This window comes from Monashia sp. HAY1-11D (assembly GCF_056868035.1).
On sequence record NZ_CP200320.1, the window covers coordinates 1,507,152 to 1,522,338 of the forward strand.

Annotated in this window: 12 protein-coding genes; 7 read left to right on the forward strand and 5 right to left on the reverse strand. The window is 73.5% G+C overall.

Features of this window, described 5'->3' with window-relative positions:
- Nucleotides 1–4 precede the first annotated feature (4 nt).
- Nucleotides 5–466 carry a hypothetical protein gene (locus AC1VM9_RS06960; RefSeq protein ID WP_481345854.1) on the reverse strand — a complete coding sequence of 154 codons (462 nt, stop codon included), beginning with the start codon at nt 464–466 and terminating at the stop codon, nt 5–7.
- Nucleotides 467–542: 76 nt separating this feature from the next.
- On the opposite strand from AC1VM9_RS06960, the gene AC1VM9_RS06965 reads away from it, so the two are divergent.
- A complete protein-coding gene (locus tag AC1VM9_RS06965) occupies nt 543–941 on the forward strand; it encodes a DUF2237 family protein (protein WP_481341755.1) in 399 nt (132 codons plus the stop codon).
- 135 nt (nt 942–1,076) lie between these two features.
- A complete protein-coding gene (locus AC1VM9_RS06970) occupies nt 1,077–1,736 on the forward strand; it encodes a hypothetical protein (RefSeq protein ID WP_481345855.1) in 660 nt (219 codons plus the stop codon).
- A 68-nt stretch (nt 1,737–1,804) separates the two neighbouring features.
- On the opposite strand, the gene AC1VM9_RS06975 is transcribed toward AC1VM9_RS06970, so the two are convergent.
- The 3 genes from AC1VM9_RS06975 to AC1VM9_RS06985 all read right to left on the reverse strand — a co-directional run bounded on the left by AC1VM9_RS06975 (nt 1,805) and on the right by AC1VM9_RS06985 (nt 9,054).
- Nucleotides 1,805–3,250 (reverse strand): HNH endonuclease signature motif containing protein, encoded by a 1,446-nt coding sequence (locus AC1VM9_RS06975; protein WP_483121981.1) that lies wholly within the window; start codon nt 3,248–3,250, stop codon nt 1,805–1,807.
- Nucleotides 3,251–3,844: 594 nt separating this feature from the next.
- A complete protein-coding gene (locus tag AC1VM9_RS06980) occupies nt 3,845–7,897 on the reverse strand; it encodes a family 43 glycosylhydrolase (RefSeq protein WP_483121983.1) in 4,053 nt (1,350 codons plus the stop codon).
- Between the two features lie 170 nt (nt 7,898–8,067).
- Nucleotides 8,068–9,054, reverse strand: coding sequence for a DUF389 domain-containing protein (locus AC1VM9_RS06985; RefSeq protein WP_483121985.1), 987 nt, complete (start codon nt 9,052–9,054; stop codon nt 8,068–8,070).
- Between the two features lie 88 nt (nt 9,055–9,142).
- Between AC1VM9_RS06985 and AC1VM9_RS06990 the strand changes: the two genes are divergently transcribed.
- The 4 genes from AC1VM9_RS06990 to AC1VM9_RS07005 all read left to right on the forward strand — a co-directional run bounded on the left by AC1VM9_RS06990 (nt 9,143) and on the right by AC1VM9_RS07005 (nt 12,343).
- On the forward strand, nt 9,143–9,523 hold the full coding sequence (locus tag AC1VM9_RS06990; RefSeq protein WP_483121987.1) for an ArsR/SmtB family transcription factor: 381 nt from the start codon (nt 9,143–9,145) through the stop codon (nt 9,521–9,523).
- Nucleotides 9,520–10,443 carry a cation diffusion facilitator family transporter gene (locus AC1VM9_RS06995; protein WP_483121989.1) on the forward strand — a complete coding sequence of 308 codons (924 nt, stop codon included), beginning with the start codon at nt 9,520–9,522 and terminating at the stop codon, nt 10,441–10,443. The genes AC1VM9_RS06990 and AC1VM9_RS06995 overlap by 4 nt, the downstream gene beginning before the upstream one ends.
- On the forward strand, nt 10,440–11,072 hold the full coding sequence (locus AC1VM9_RS07000) for a cation efflux transmembrane domain-containing protein (RefSeq protein ID WP_481345859.1): 633 nt from the start codon (nt 10,440–10,442) through the stop codon (nt 11,070–11,072). Before AC1VM9_RS06995 ends, AC1VM9_RS07000 begins: the two co-directional genes overlap by 4 nt.
- A 74-nt stretch (nt 11,073–11,146) precedes the next feature.
- The gene (locus AC1VM9_RS07005) at nt 11,147–12,343 is read left to right on the forward strand and encodes an MFS transporter (RefSeq protein ID WP_483121991.1); all 1,197 of its coding nucleotides are present in this window, start codon (nt 11,147–11,149) and stop codon (nt 12,341–12,343) included.
- Here AC1VM9_RS07005 and pdxR read toward each other — a convergent pair.
- Entirely contained in the window at nt 12,324–13,751 is a 1,428-nt protein-coding gene (gene pdxR / locus AC1VM9_RS07010; protein WP_483121993.1) for a MocR-like pyridoxine biosynthesis transcription factor PdxR, read from the reverse strand. The two genes, AC1VM9_RS07005 and pdxR, sit on opposite strands and share 20 nt — an antisense overlap.
- A gap of 80 nt (nt 13,752–13,831) precedes the next feature.
- Here pdxR and AC1VM9_RS07015 point away from each other — a divergent pair, with 80 nt between their 5' ends.
- Entirely contained in the window at nt 13,832–15,160 is a 1,329-nt protein-coding gene (locus AC1VM9_RS07015; RefSeq protein ID WP_483121995.1) for an APC family permease, read from the forward strand.
- Nucleotides 15,161–15,187 lie beyond the last annotated feature (27 nt).

Consider the following 15,187-nt stretch of genomic DNA (forward strand, 5'->3'; position numbering starts at 1 on the left):
CGCGTCAGCCCTGCCCGCCCGGCGGGAAGCGGCTCTCGATCTCGCGGAAGAACGCGTCGGAGAGGCGCACGTACTGCCCGAGCGTCAGCCGGATGGGGTCACCCGGCGCGAGCCCGAGGACCGAGCCGGCCGGATCGGAGGCGAGCCGGGCCTCCGCGTCCAGCGTGCCGCCGTTCTCGAGCAGGGAGCGGACGATGGCCCGCACTTCCTGGACCGCCCCGCCGTCCCTGCCCTCGAGCGCCCGGAGCCGGTGGTCGAAGTAGCGCTCGAGGACGATGACCATGTTGTTGAAGTACTCGGACTCGAGCGACTCCAGGGCGCCCTCGAGGAGCACGACGTCGGCGTCGCCGTGGTCGCGGGACGCCTGGGCGACCTCGCGGAACATCGCCACCTGCGTCTCGACGCGGGAACGGCACGCGTCGACGTAGTCCTGCTCGTAGGCGTCCCAGTCGCGCATCGCCGGCATGGGCCCAGCCTAGCCACGCGGCGGCCCCGGGTCGCCGATGACGTCGCCGTTCCGGACGGCGCGCTACCTTGAGGCCATGGCGGATCGGCGGGAGCGCAACGTGCTCGGCGGCGACCTCGAACCGTGCGGCACCGACCCCCTGACCGGCTTCTACCGCGACGGCTGGTGCACGACCGGACCCGAGGACCGCGGCAGCCACACCATCTGCGTCGTCGCCACCCGCGAGTTCCTCGACCACCAGCGCTCCGTCGGCAACGACCTCGTGACGCCACGGCCCGAGTGGCGCTTCCCGGGCCTGACGCCCGGGGACCGGTGGTGCGTCGTCGCCGCGCGGTGGCTGCAGGCCCAGCAGGACGGTGTGGCCGCGCCGGTGTTCCTCGCTGCGACCCACGAGAAGGCGCTCGAGATCGTGCCGCTCCAGCTGCTCCAGGACTACGCCGCCGACATCCCCGACGACCCCAGCTCGTTGCTCTGACCGGCCGGCACCCGGTGCCGCGTGCCTGCGCGAGGTCGAACCCGTTTCGCGCGTTCCGGCCCGAACGAGCGACGCCGTGACGACAATCGTCGGACCGGGCACCGACCGCCCGAGCCGACGACCGAGGAGGCGACCGTGCACCACGTCCGTGCCGCACGCGTCGGCCTGCTCGGAGCCGCACTCGCAGCGGGGTTGACCGGGTCGCTGACCGGGTGCACCGCCGGCAAGCCCTCCGTCGAGCTGAGCCAGGCCGCGCCGCAGGGAGCCGGCGGCACCGCCACCGTGAGCGTGACCGTGACGCAGACGCAGGCCGTCACGCGGACCACCACGGTGCCGGTGACCTCGACGGTCACCGTGCGAGCCACCCCGACCGTGACCGTGACGATGCTCCCGCGACCTGCCCTGACGCGCACGACGGTGTTCAACCGGGCGACGGCTCTGGCCGGGTACTCCGCGCTGCTCGGCGACATCCGCCTGCTCGACCGGATGCCCTTGGCCGGCAGCGAGGCCGCCGTACGCCTCGACGCGCTGACCCACCACTTCGCCGTGCTCGCCGCGGGCGCTCCACCACCGGGCCTCGACGCCCCGACGTACTACGCGCGGCTGTCCTCGCTCCGGCTCTTCGCCGACGCCGCCACGCGTGAGGCCGAGGCGGGGTCACCGCAGGCAGCGGCGCGCTACGCCGTCATCCGGCAGGAGACGGGCACCTTCCTCGCCCTCGTCAACGGCGCCCTGTCGACGACCTACGTCCTCCCGCCGCCGCCTCCTCCGACTCCGACCCCGACGACCCCCTGACCCGACCTCGGCGCACGTCGGCGCGTACGTCGGCGAGCCGAGTTCGCCCTGGCACCCGTCTCGTCGGGTCAGCCCGGTGCCGGGGCGGCGCGGGTGGGGGTGAAGTCGACGAGGTGCAGGTGCAGGGTGCCGCCGGTCGGGGCAGGGTAGGTGCGCCCGAGGCGCGGCTGTGGGCGTGGGCGTGGGTGCGGTGGTGGGCCCGGGCGCCATGCCTTGGCCGATTCGGCTGGCCCGGCGGGTTCGGTTGGCCTGTGGTGCGTGGCGGGTCGTCGGTCGGCTCGGGGTGGCCGGGCCGGCGGCCCGATCGCCAGCCCGTACCGGCTGGCGAAGTCGAGCCCGTCCGCCTTGGTGGGGTCGCCGGTGATGGTGTACTCGCCGCGGTGGTGGCCGTCGTGGTGGAAGGTGCACAGGCACAGCAGGTTGGCCAGGTCGGTGGGCCCACCGTCGCGCCAGTGGGTGAGGTGGTGGACCTCGAGGTGGATGTCGGTGCTGGCCCGGCAACCGGGGAAGCGGCAGCCGCGGTCGCGGTCCAGCACGAGGACCCGGGTCCGGTGCGGCACGACCCGCTGGCTGCGGCCGACGTTGACCGGGCGCCCCTCGGTCTGCCAGACCGGGGTCAGGGTGCCGTCGCACGTGAGCCCGTCGGCGATGTGGCGGGGCAGGCGCGGGGTGCCGGTGAGCCAGCCGCCGTCGGTGTCCAGGTGGACCTGGACCCGGTAGCGGGCGCGTCGGGCGCGCGTGGGGGCGGTTCCGGACTCGAGGGAGCGGGTCGCGAGCAGGACGAGCGCGTCGGCCCAGGTGACCCGGTGCGGGCCGGGATGGGCGGCCGGGTCGCCCTCGATGACCTCCTCGATGACCTCGTGCCGGTCCGGGTCCTGCCCGGTGGCGCGGAAGAGGTGGTCCCTGGCCTCGGCGAGCGCGGCCCGCACGAGCGCGCCGACCTCGGCGGGCGCCTCGTACCGCAGCCGGAACCGGCCGTCGGGGCCGGTTCCCATGCTCAACGACGCCGGGGCGACGAGCTGCGGCCGCGCGGGCCCGGCCTCGTGCTCGGCGCCGGCGTCGGGACCGGTGGGTCGTTCGGCGGGCAGGAGGTTGCCGTCGTCGTCGAGGAGGCGAGGTTCGAGGGTGAAGTCGTAGCGGGTGACGGTGCGTTGCAGCTGCGGGACCGTCGCGTGCCGGGCGAACTCGGCGACCGTCTCGTCGAAGGCGGCCGGGGTGTGCCGGGCCACCACCGCGGCCTGGTCCAGGCTGATCCGGCCCTCGCGCAGCAAGGCGGTGGTGGCCGGCAGCTCGGCCGCCCGCCGGGCCAGCAGCACGACCGCGGCGGCCTGCCCGCGCGAGAGCCCGGCCCGCACGACGAGCCAGTGCTCCGGAGAGCGGATCCCGGCCGCCTGCCAGGACCCCTCGACCAGCGCGGCGGCGACGGCCTCGACGAGGCGGGCGTGGGCGTCGTGCAGGTCGGCGGCCAGGGACGCGACGAGGTCCCAGTCCTGCTCGATCACCGCCTGCGACATGCCATTATCGTACAGGTGTTCGAATGGGATGGGAACCCTTATCCACAACCAATTCTTCTGAGCCCCAGCGGATTTCGCGACACCTATGTGCCGCCGAGCCGACCTCGGGTATCGTCTCTTGCTGGTCCGTGCACCCATTGCGTCAGACACGTGCGAGCTCGGCCACGCGGTCGACCTGGACCAGCGCGGGACGACCCGTCCCGGTACTGAGCTCTATCCGGCCTCGACCTCTTCCCGGCGAACCGCGACGTCTCGACCCGCACCGTTGCCCGCAGCAAGCCCTCGGGCCGACGGGTGCGCGCGATCGGGCCCGGCGGGCTCGGGCCCACCCGGGCCGTCCATTAGGCGGCCGCAAAGCGCAGGATCGCGCACTGGTTAGGCAGCGAGTAGGGCATCTCGACGCGCATCAGGGCAGGCCGTCGTCAGGTCACGGCGAGGGCACGTCACCGTCGCCCAGGATTGCTCACCCGTGGTTGGTCGACTCGATCGACGCGTCGTTCCGGGACACGCCGCCGGCCAACACGCCTGTCATCGGCCACTCGGTCGGCCCGCTGGAGGGGAGGCGGGCCGACCGGTGGGGTCACGTCACCACCGTCAGCGCAGCGGTGGGACGCTCCCGAGGGTCGGCACGACGGGGGCGATCGTGCCGTCCGGGTTGTAGCGGAGCCGGTCGATGGTCACCTCGCGGTGCATGCCGTCGCCGCCGGGGATCGCGAACCGGTGGTAGGCGATGTACCAGTCGTCGGTGCCGGGCACCTGGACCACCGAGTGGTGGCCGGTGCCGAGGATGCCGAGCGACGGGTCTTTCGACAGGATGACCCCGCGGTTGACCAGGCCCGCCCCGATGGGGCTCGTCATCGTCGCGTAGCCGACCCGGTAGTTCTCGCTGCGCGTGTCGTCGATCGACCACGACAGGTAGTACGTGCCGTTGCGCTTGTGCATGAACAGGCCCTCGCGGAAGTCGGTGAGCCCGGTGAGCCGGACCACCCTGGCCGGGTCGTACGAGGTCAGGTCGGCGTTCAGGGGCACGACGTACGCGTTGCCGTTGCCCCAGTAGAGGTAGCTCTGGCCGTCGTCGTCGGTGAAGACCGCCGGGTCGATGGCTTGGCCGCCGTTCGGGTTCGACGCGACGAGCGGCTTGCCGATGGCGTCCCGGAAGGGCCCGGCGGGCGAGTCCGCAACGGCCACACCGATCTTCGCGTCCGCACAGAAGTACAGGTAGTACCGGCCGTCCTTCTCGAGCGCCGCCGGTGCCCAGGCCCGGCCGTCGGCCCACGAGACGTCCGGCCCGAGGTCGAGGATGACCGGGTGCGCGGTCCAGTGGACGAGGTCGGTGCTCGACCACGTCGTGAACGTCGTGCTCGACCAGCCCTCGAAGCCGTCCGTCGTCGCGTAGATCCAGTACGTGTCCCCGAACCGGACGATGTTCGGGTCGGCGTTGTAGCCGGGCAGGACCGGGCTGTTCATGACCACCGCGCTGACCTTCCACGCCCGCGTCGTCCCGTCGGCCCCGGTCACCGTGTAGGTCACGGGCGTCGAGAAGTCCTGGGTGGAGCCGTTGCCGGGCGTCACCCGCGCCTCCACGGGCACGCCGAACGTCGGCGCGAGGTGGCGGACGTCGGTGCCCGGCTTCACCGGCAGCGTGACGGTGCCCGCGGTGGAGTCGATGATGGCCGGCACCCTGAGCGCGTCGAGCGTCACCGACCCGATCTCGGTCTCGTTGCCCGGCAGCCCGAGCACCTCCTCGGCCGAGAGGCCGCGGTTCCACAGGGTGAACGACCGGACCCGGCCCTTGAGGTAGCGGTCGCCCGAGTACAGGGAGCGGCCCACGTAGCCGGCGGTCGTCACGCCGTCCCCGAGCTGCCCCGGCGTCACCGTGACGTTCGTGGTGCGGGCGACCTGTGCCCCGTCGAGGTAGAGCTCCGCGGTGCCGCCGGCGAGCGTGTAGGTCAGGGTGTGCCACGAGCCGCGCGGCAGGTCGCGTCCGGACGTCGTGTTCTGCTCCGTCGACCAGTTCCCCGGAGCGATGGCGGTGCGGTAGGCGTCACCTGTGGCGAAGAGGTACCCGGTGCCGGACCCGTTCAGCGTGTTGCCGAGGCCCCAGAGGAAGTACGGCGTCGGCTGGCTGGGGTCGACCCACACCTGGGTCGACACCGTGACGGCGTCGAGCCCCGCGAGGAGGTTGTCGGGCAGGTCGACGTAGCCGTCGGTGCCGCCGAGCTGGAGCGCGTCGGTCGTGCGCGTCGCATCGCCCTTGAGCGTCGCCGGGCGCTGGTTGCCGGACGCGTCGGGGACGCTGGCCGCCGTGCCCCCGGCCGTCGTGGCGAAGCGGTAGTCGGCGATGACGCCCTTCCTCGTCGTCGGCGCGGGCGACGGCCCGGTCCGCAGCCGCTCGAGCTCGGCCTTCGTCACGGGCAGCACGGTGCCGTGTCGGGGCCGACCCGGGAGCTGGTAGTCCTGCGACATCGTGAAGGTGCCGGCATCCAGGTCCGTGGTCTCGAACGGGACGTAGCCGCGCCCGCCGAACTCGTCGATGAAGACGTACCACTTGTCCTCGGTGTTCGACTTGAACACCGTCGGCCCCTCGCCCTGGTTGATGCCCGGGCTCGTCGCGGTCGCCTTGCCGATGCAGTCCTTGACGAAGCCCCAGTCGGTCGAGCGCAAGGACGTCGACCTCTGCTCGAGGATGAACTTGCTGCACGGCGTCGACGAGGTGTTGTTCCGCTCGTCCTTGGTGAACCGGTAGTACGTGTCGCCGTTCTTGATGACCGTGGAGTCGATGACCGAGTACCCGGGGTCGACCCAGACCTTGGGCTCGCTGAAGGTGCGGAAGTCGCGGGTCGTCGCGTACTGCATCGTGTTGTACGTGCTGCCGGTGTGCTGCGGGTCGTCCGCGGCGTAGAGCTTGGAGGCCCAGAAGACGACGTAGGCGCCGATGGTGTCGTCGTAGTACGCCTCGGGCGCCCACGTGTTGCCGGCCTCCTTCGGCGAGACGAGGACGTGACGCTGCTGCCCCCAGTTGACGAGGTCGGTCGACTCCCACACCTCGATGTAGCGGCTGCCGGTGCGCTGGCTGCGGTCCCAGTCACCGTTGCCGTAGACCTTGAGGTCGGTCGCGATGAGGAAGAAGCGGTCGCCCTCGGGGCTGCGGATGACGAAGGGGTCACGGACCCCCTCCTCGCCCTCGGTCGAGGTGAGCACGGGCCGCCCACCGTTGAGCTCGTCCCAGTGGAGCGGGTCGTTGCCCCGGCTCGCCGCCATGTAGATCTGCTCACCGTCGGCCGTGCCCTCGCCGGTGAAGTACGCGAAGGCGTAGCCCTCGAGGGCCTCCTTCTTCGGCAGCGGCAGGACGGTCAGGGTGAGGTTGCGGGTGTCGGACACGGAGCCGAGCGTGGCGCGGACCACGAGGCGACCGGCGGCCGCCTTGCTGCCGTAGGGCGGCCGCGTCACCTCACCGGTCGCCGTGACGACCTCGGGGTCCTTCGTCGTCCACGACAGGGTGACGCCGCGCGCTCCGGCCGTCGGGAGCGTGACGTTGCCGCGGACGGCAGTGGCATCCGGGATCGACACGGCCGCAAGGGCGTTCGCGACCTTCTGCTCCGCCGTGATGTCCTGCAGCACCGTGACGGTGAACGTCTTCGTCGCCGAGGACGCGGCGTACGAGACGGTGGCCGTCAGCGTGACGGTCGCGTTCCCGGCGCCGGGGGCCGGACGTGTCACCGTTCCGTCGGGGGCCACGACGTCCGGGTCGCTCGAGGCCCAGGCGACGGTCGAGCCGCCGGCACCCTTCGTCGACAACGGAAGGTCGTCGGTGACGGCCGAGGTGTCACCGAGGTCGAGAGCCGCGGCGTCGGAGGCGACCCGCAGCGAGGCGGTCAGCGCGCCGAGCTGCCGCGCCTCGTCGCCGGTGAGGGCCCGGTCGTAGACGCGGAAGTCGCGCACCTTGCCCTTGAGGTACCTGTCCGCGGTGTAGACCGAGCGGCCGAGGTAGTTGGCCGTGGTCGTCCCGCCGCCGATCGATCCGGGTGTCAGGGTGACTCCGGTCCGGCGCCCGACCTCGACGCCGTCCTCGTACAGCACGGCGGTGCCGGCGTCGAGCGTGTAGGTCAGGGTGCGCCACTGGCCGCGGTCGACGTTGCGGCCGGCCGTGACGGTCTGCTCGGTGGACCAGTTGCCGCTCGCGATCGAGGTGCGGTAGGCGTTGCCGGTCGTGAAGAGGTAACCGTTGCCGGCCCCGCTCGCGGTGTTGCCGAGGCCCCAGACGAAGTACGGCGTGGCCTGTGCCGGGTCGATCCACACCTGCGTGGACACCGTGATGGCCGTGAGGCCGCTCATCAGGTCGTCGGGCAGGCGCAGGTGGCCGTTCGTGCCGCCGAGGCCCAGCCCCTCGGCGCCGAGCCACGTGGTGTCGCCGCTGACCGTGGCGTCGCGGCCGTGGCCGGACGCGTCGGGCACCGTCGTGCCGGAGGTCTGGTCGAGCGCGTACCGGACGACGAGACCCTGGTCCAGCGAGGACTCGGCACCCGCGGCCCGGGTCGGGGCGGCCGCGGCAACGACCGTCGAGACCGCCAGCGGGAGGGCCAGGGCCAGGGTGGCGAGGACCGCGAGGGGACGCCGGGAGAACCCGCGCAGCGTCGTGTCGGACATGCCGGTGACTTCCTTGTCGGGCACGCGGCGGGAAGCCACGAGCGAAGGGCACTGCGTCCGGGTGTCACCGCGTCGGACCGTCCTCGTGGGCGTCCGACCGCGCGATGTGAGCGTTAACATAGGGACGGCCGAGGTCGCTGTCAACCCCACGTCCGACCGCTACCCGGACCTCAGTTCTCACGCTGCCGCGGGGGGTCCGCATGGACCCGACGGCTCAGCCGCGAGTGCGAGCGCGGCGCCGGGACGCGGGACCACACGGCCCTCTGCAGGGCGAGCGTCAGCCAGCCGGCCAGGGCCATCCCGACGAGGTTGACGACCAGCTGCAGGCCGCTGCCGCGCACCTCGCCCCACGCGCCGAACGCCAGCCCGAGGCCGACGTTGCCGGCCGCCGGGATCGTCGTGACCGAGATGAAGACTCCGCTCAGGCCACCGACCCGCGCGGAGGTGAGGGAGAGCACGCCGGCCGCCGCGGCGAGCACGGCGACGATGAACGACCACCGGTCCGGCGTGTAGATGAAGTCGGTGGCCGGCCGCTCGCCGGTGATGTCCTCGAGCGTGACCCACCCGAGGGCGCGCCCGACCAGGCCGGCCAGGCAGGTCACGACGATCGCCACCGCGAACCCGACGACGAGGGTCCGCGCGGCGACCCCGAACAACAGGGCCCGGCGCCGCACGAGCGCCACACCGAGGGCCGCGACCGCGCCGAACTCCGGGCCGAGCACCATGGCGCCGATGACGAGGATCTGGCTGTCGAGGACGATGGCGATGCCGGCGATGAGCGTCGCGAGCGACATGAAGGACAGGAACGTCCAGTTGAGCTCGCTGTCCTCGTAGGAGCGCTGGGCGACCTCGGCCCACACGACGGCGTCGGCGCTGCTGCCCGGGGTCGTCTCGTCGGCCTCGAAGCCCGCCCTCGAGATCCAGGTGGGCACCGGCTCGACGTGCAGCGAGCCCTCCTCGTGGACGCCAAGGTCGCGGAGCGCGTCGACGAGGTGGTTGGCCCCTTCGCGCGCGACGTCGGCCTCGACCACGTCACCGGCCGGGCGGATCGCGGCGCCACGGTGCACGACGAGCGTGCTCACGGCGGTCGAGTCCGCGAGCAGGCCCGTCACCTCGTCGGTCAGGGCGGCCGGCACCGTCACCGTCAGTCGCAGCATGGCCGCCAGTCTGCCGCGCTGTTGACAGCGGCGGGCCCCGTCCACGACAGTGACATCTGAACATCCAGTCAGATGAGAGGACGACTCCATGTCGACGGTCGCCGGCCTGGACGCCTGCACCACCCCCTGCGTGCACCCCGAGAAGGTCGCGCTCGCCTCCGAGCACGCGCCCGGCGCCGACGAGCTCGCCCGGGTCACGAGCGTCTTCAAGCTGCTCGGGGACCCCACGCGCGCCCGCCTCCTCTACGCCCTCCTCGAAGCCGGCGAGCTGTGCGTCTGGGACCTCGGCGCCGCGACGACCACCGCGGAGGCGACCGTGTCGCAGGCGCTCCGGCTGCTCCGCGCGTCCGGTGTCGTCACCGGCAGGCGCGAGGGCCGCAACGTCTTCTACCGCCTCTCCGACGCCCACGTCCGGCTGCTGCTCGACGTCACCCGCGAGCACGCCCTCCACGACGGGGTCGCCCGGTGAGCCACAACCACTCGCACGGGCACTCTCACGGGCACGCGCACGGGCACGCCGGCGGGCGCCACCGGTGGCGGCTCGCGGTCGCGTTCGTCCTCGTCGCCGCCTTCTTCGTCGTCGAGCTCGCCGCCGGCCTCGTCTCCGGCTCGCTCGCACTCCTGTCCGACGCCGGGCACATGGCCGCCGACGTCGTGACCCTCGGAGCGGCCCTCGTCGCGACCCGCATCGCGGCACGGGCCGACACCACCGGGCGCCGCACCTTCGGCTCCTACCGCGCCGAGGTGTTCGCCTCCGGCCTGGCCGTGCTGCTCATGCTCGGGGTGTCGGTCTACATCGTCGTGGAGGCGGTCGGACGCATCGGCACCGTGCCCTCCGTCGCGTCGGGGACGATGTTCGTCGTCGGCCTCCTCGGACTCGTCCTCAACGCCGCCGCCCTCCTCCTGCTCCGTGGTGGGGCGGGCGAGAGCCTCAACGTCAAGGGCGCCTACCTCGAGGTCGTCGCCGACACCGTCGGGTCGGTCGGTGTGGTCGTGGCCGCGCTGCTCGTGCGGGCCACCGGGAGCGCCTGGTGGGACACCGGTGTCGCCCTCGCCATCGCCGTGTTCGTCGCCGTCCGCGCCCTCGGGCTGGGCCGCGAGGTCGTCGCCGTGCTCGGGCAGCACGCACCGGCCGGCATCGCGCCGGACGACCTCGCCGATGCCCTTGCCGGCGTCCCCGGCGTCGTCGAGGTCCACGACCTGCACGTGTGGACCCTCACCTCGGGCATGGACGTCGCCACGGCGCACCTCGTCACCACCGCCTCCGAGCCGTCCGCCCGGGTGCTCGACGCCGCCGGGGGCGTGCTGCGCGAGCGGTTCCACATCGCGCACGCCACGCTCCAGGTCGAGACCACCGACCGCTCCGCCTGCACCGGGGCCGACTGGTGAGCGCGCCGACGCCCCAGGTGTTCTCGCTGCTGACGCCGTCCCGGCGAGCGGTCCTGGCGCGACGGGCCCGGCTGCTCGCCGCGACGTCGGTCGCCTACAACGTCGTCGAGGCCGTCGTGGCCGTCGCCGCCGGACGCGTCGCCGACTCGACGGCCCTCATCGGCTTCGGGCTCGACTCGACCGTCGAGGTGATGAGCGGTCTCGTCATCCTCTGGCAGTTCGGCCACGCGGTCCCGGAGGAGCGCGAGCACCGGGCCAGACGCGTCATCGCCGTCTCGTTCCTCGTCCTCGCCGCGTACGTCACCGTCGAGTCGCTGCGCGCCCTGGTGACGCGGGAGCAGCCCGACGCGTCGGTCGTCGGGATCGCCCTCGCGGCGCTGTCGCTGCTGGTCATGCCGGTGCTCTCGCACTGGCAGCGTCGCACCGGGCGTGCGCTCGGCTCCGGCGCCGTCGTGGCCGACGGCACCCAGACCCTGCTGTGCACGTACCTGTCGGCGGTGCTGCTCGTCGGGCTGCTCGCCAACGCCGCGTTCGGCTGGTGGTGGCTCGACGCCGTCGCCGCGCTCGTCATCGCGGCGGTCGCCGTGCGCGAGGGCGTGCAGAGCTGGCGCGGCGACCCGTGCTGCTGACGCGTCCGGCTCGTCGTCCTCGCCCGGCGCGGAGCGCTTGACGAGCGACCGCGCGGGGTCCATCGTGAGCCACCGTGACGGTCCAGACCGAGGCGCCCGCCCTGCGCCGCTCGCGGCTCGCCGCCGGCGCCGCCTTCTTCGTCCAGGGCCTGCTCTTCATCTCCCTGACGACCCGCCTGCCGATGATCCAGCGCCGCTGGGACCTCGACGAGCTCGCCGTCAGCGGCCTGCTGCTCATGGTGGTGCTGCTCGCCGGCGTCGGCTCGGTCCTCGCGGAGGTCGTCGCGAAGCGCGCGTCGAGCGCGGTCGTCGTGCGGTTCGGTCTCGTGCTGGCCACGGCGGGGTTCGCGGTGCTGCTCGTCGCGCCGGCGTTCGCCGTGTTCGTCGCCGGCCTCGCGGCGTACGGCCTCGCCCTCGGGCTCGTCGACGCGTCCTCGAACATGCAGGCGGTCACGGTGGAGCACCTGTACCGACGCCCGATCCTGCCCTCGTTCCACGGCTTCTGGACGGCCGGCGGTGTCCTCGGCACCCTCATCACGCTCGCCACCGCGTCGGTCGAGCTGGGCCCGCGGCTGCTCCCGCTGCTCGTGTTCCCGCTCGCCGGCCTGGCCGCCCCGTTCGTGCGCCGGGACCGCCTCGCCGAGACGGCCGGGCCGCTCGACGTCCCGTGGCGCCGGATCCTGCTCCTCGGCGTCGCGATGGTCCTCTTCTACATGGTCGACACCGCCGCCACGACGTGGGGACCCGTCTACCTCGACGGCACCCTCGACGCGCCGCAGGCCCTCACCGCCCTGGCGACGCTGCCCTACCTGCTCGCCACCCTCCTCGCGCGCGCCCTCGGCGACGGGCTCGTCGACCGGCACGGTGCCGTGTGGCTGCTGCGCATCAGCGGGGTCGTCGCCGCGGTCTCGCTCGCCGTCATCGTGTTCGCGCCGACGTGGTGGGTCGCGGTCGTCGGGTTCGCCGTCCTCGGCGGCGCCGTCGCGACGATCGCCCCCCTCAGCTTCTCTGCCGCGGGAGCCATCGCCGGGGGCGAGGGCCTGACCGGCGAGGCCCGCATCGACAAGGTCGACCAGGTCATCGCGCGCTTCAACCAGTTCAACTACGCCGGCGCCCTCCTCGGCGCCGTCCTCACCGGCGCCGTCGGCTCGGACAACCTCCGCGTCGGCTTCGCCGTGCCGATGGTCCTCATCCTCGGCATCGTCCCTCTCGCGGCACAGTTCGCCATCGTCCGACGCCACCCGCGCGACGTCATCGACGCGGACGCCTGAGGCAGGCGGCGAGCGCCGCGACCCCGGCCGCCACCCGGTCGGCGGGCGCCGCACCGACGCCGAGCACAAACCCATGACAGACCGGCTGCTCGCGGTAGCGCGTCGACAGTGGTTCGACGAAGACGCCTGCGGCCCGGGCCTGCCCGGCGAGCGCCACGTCGTCGGCGGACGGGTCGCGCAGCACGGCACAGACGTGCAGGCCGGCCGCCGACGGCACGACCTCGAGGTGCTCGTCGAGCCCCGCGAGCGCGTCGAGGAGCCGCTCTCGGCGCTCGCGGTACACCTTCGTGGCACGACGGACGTGGGCGCCGTGATGGCCCTCGACGAGGAAGTCGGCGAGGGCCTCGTGCGTCACCGCGTCACCGGCCCACGCCGTCACCCGACGCGCCTCGCGCAGCGCCCCCGACAGCGACGGCGGTGACACCGCGTACCCGACGCGCAACGACGGCAGGAGGGACTTCGAGAAGGAGCCCACGTACACGACCCGGCCCTCGCGGTCGAGGCTCTGCAACGGCTCGAGAGGGCGGTCGGCGAACCGGAACTCGCTGTCGTAGTCGTCCTCGACGACGACAGCGTCATGCCGGGAAGCCCACTGCAGCAGGGCGATCCGGCGACCCAGCGACATCACTGCCCCAGTCGGGTGCTGGTGCGACGGCGTGACGTAGACGAGCCGCGCGCCGGCGGGGAGGGCGTCGACGACGAGGCCCTCGGCATCGACGGGCACGCCGCGGACCCGGGCGCGGTGCGTCTCGAGGAGGCGTGCGGCCGCCGTGTAGCCCGGGTCCTCGACGGCGACGACCTCCCCCGGCTCGACGAGGACGCGTGCGACGATGTCGAGGGCCTGCTGGGCTCCCGCCGTCACCACGACGTCCTCCGGCCGGGCCGCCACCGACCGCGACAGTCCGGCGTACCGCGCGACCTGCACCTCGAGCCGCGACGGGCCGGTGTCGCCGTAGGTGACGGTGGCGAGCCGTCCGCGACGCAGCACCCCGGACACGAGACGCCGCCAGGTCGCCAACGGGAACAGGTCCGGGTCGGGCACGCCGACGGAGAAGTCCACCGCCACCGGCCCGGGCACCTGTGGCGGTGCTCCCGCGACGCGCCACGGCCCGCGCGGCACGAGCACCCCGCCGCCCCGGGACGTGCGCCGACCGGCTGCCGGCGGCATGCAGCCCGGTGTGACGAACGTCCCGGCGCCGCGTCGGGCCTCGAGCAGCTCCTCGGCGAGCAGCCGGTCGTAGGCCGCGGTGACCGTGCCGCGGGCGACGTCGAGCCGCTCGGCGAGGTCGCGGGACGCGGGGAGCCGGTCCCCGCCGGCGAGGCGGCCGTCGAGGATCGCGTCGCGCACCTGGGCGTAGATCTGGGCGGTCAGGTCGCCCGTTCCGGTCAGGGTGACGTGCAGCTCCATGCCTCCAGCCTAATGTGGCCCAAACGACTCAGGTGGTAATGGACCTTCCGACCGGTCCACTCGGCAGGCAGGCTCGGTCCATGACGTCGACCACCGCCCGCGAGTCGCTGCCCCGCCAGGACGCCGTCGGCACCGCGCCCGGAGGTCTCACCGTGCCGCAGGGGACGGCCCTGTCGGTCGGGGCCGTGCTCGGCACCGGGGTCATCACCCTGCCTGCCCTCGCCGCCGGGATCGCCGGTCCCGCCTCCCTCATCGCCTGGGCGGCGCTCGTCGTGCTGTCGGTACCGCTGGCGAGCACCTTCGCCGCGCTCGGGGCCCGGCACCCCGACGGCGGCGGCGTCTCGACATACGTCCGCCGTGCCTTCGGCGACCGGGCCGCCGGCGCTGTCGGCTGGTGCTTCTACCTCGCCATCCCGGTCGGGGCACCCCCCGCGTCGATGATGGCGGGCGGGTACGTCGCCGACGTCGTCGGCGGCGGTCGCGCGACGACCCTCGTGGTGGCCGCCGCCCTCATCCTCGGCACGGGCCTCATGAACGCGGCCGGGCTGCGATTCTCCGGACGCGTCCAGCTCGGCCTGGCCACGGTTCTCGCCCTCCTCATGACGGCGACGATGGCCCTCGCCCTGCCGCACGGTTGCAGCGAGTCCCTGACTCCGTTCGCACCGCACGGCTGGGGCGCCGTCGGCTCGGCCGCGGCCGTCCTGGTGTGGGGCTTCGCCGGGTGGGAGGCGGTGGCCTCGCTCGCCGGCGACTACCGCGACCCCCGGCGCGACGTGCCCCGCGCCACCGGCATCGCCGTGGCCGTCGTCGGGGTGCTCTACCTCGGGCTGGCGGCGACGAGCATCCTCGTGCTCGGCCCGGCCGCCGGGTCGAGCGCCGCACCGTTGTCCGACCTCATGGCGATCGCCCTCGGCGAGCAGGCACGCGTCGTCACCGCCGTCGTCGCCGTGCTGCTCACCGTCGGGGCGATGAACGCCTACTTCGCCGGTGGGTCGCGGCTCGGCGCGTCGCTGGCGCGCGAGGGAGCCCTGCCCGGCTGGCTCGCCCGCGGCTCGGGACCGGGCCAGGTGCCGCGCCGTAGCATCGCCGTCATCGCCGGCTCGTCGGCCACCGCTCTCGCGGTCACCGCCGTGCTCGACCTCGGCCTGACGCCGCTCATGCTGCTCGCGACGGGCTGCTTCACCCTCGTCTACGTGCTCGGCACGGCGTCGGCGCTGCGGCTGCTCGACCGGTGGAGCCTCGGCTGGTGGTGTGCCGTCGTCGCCTTCGCGTCGGTCGTGGCGCTCCTCGCGGTCAACGGGCTGCACGCCCTGTGGGCCCTCGCCGTGGTCGGCCTGTCACTGACCTACCAGGCGTGGCGCGCCCGAACCGGCCGGACGCGGCTGTCCCCCACGTCACCTTCCTGCTGACGCGTCGCCGCCGCGGACGGGCACCGT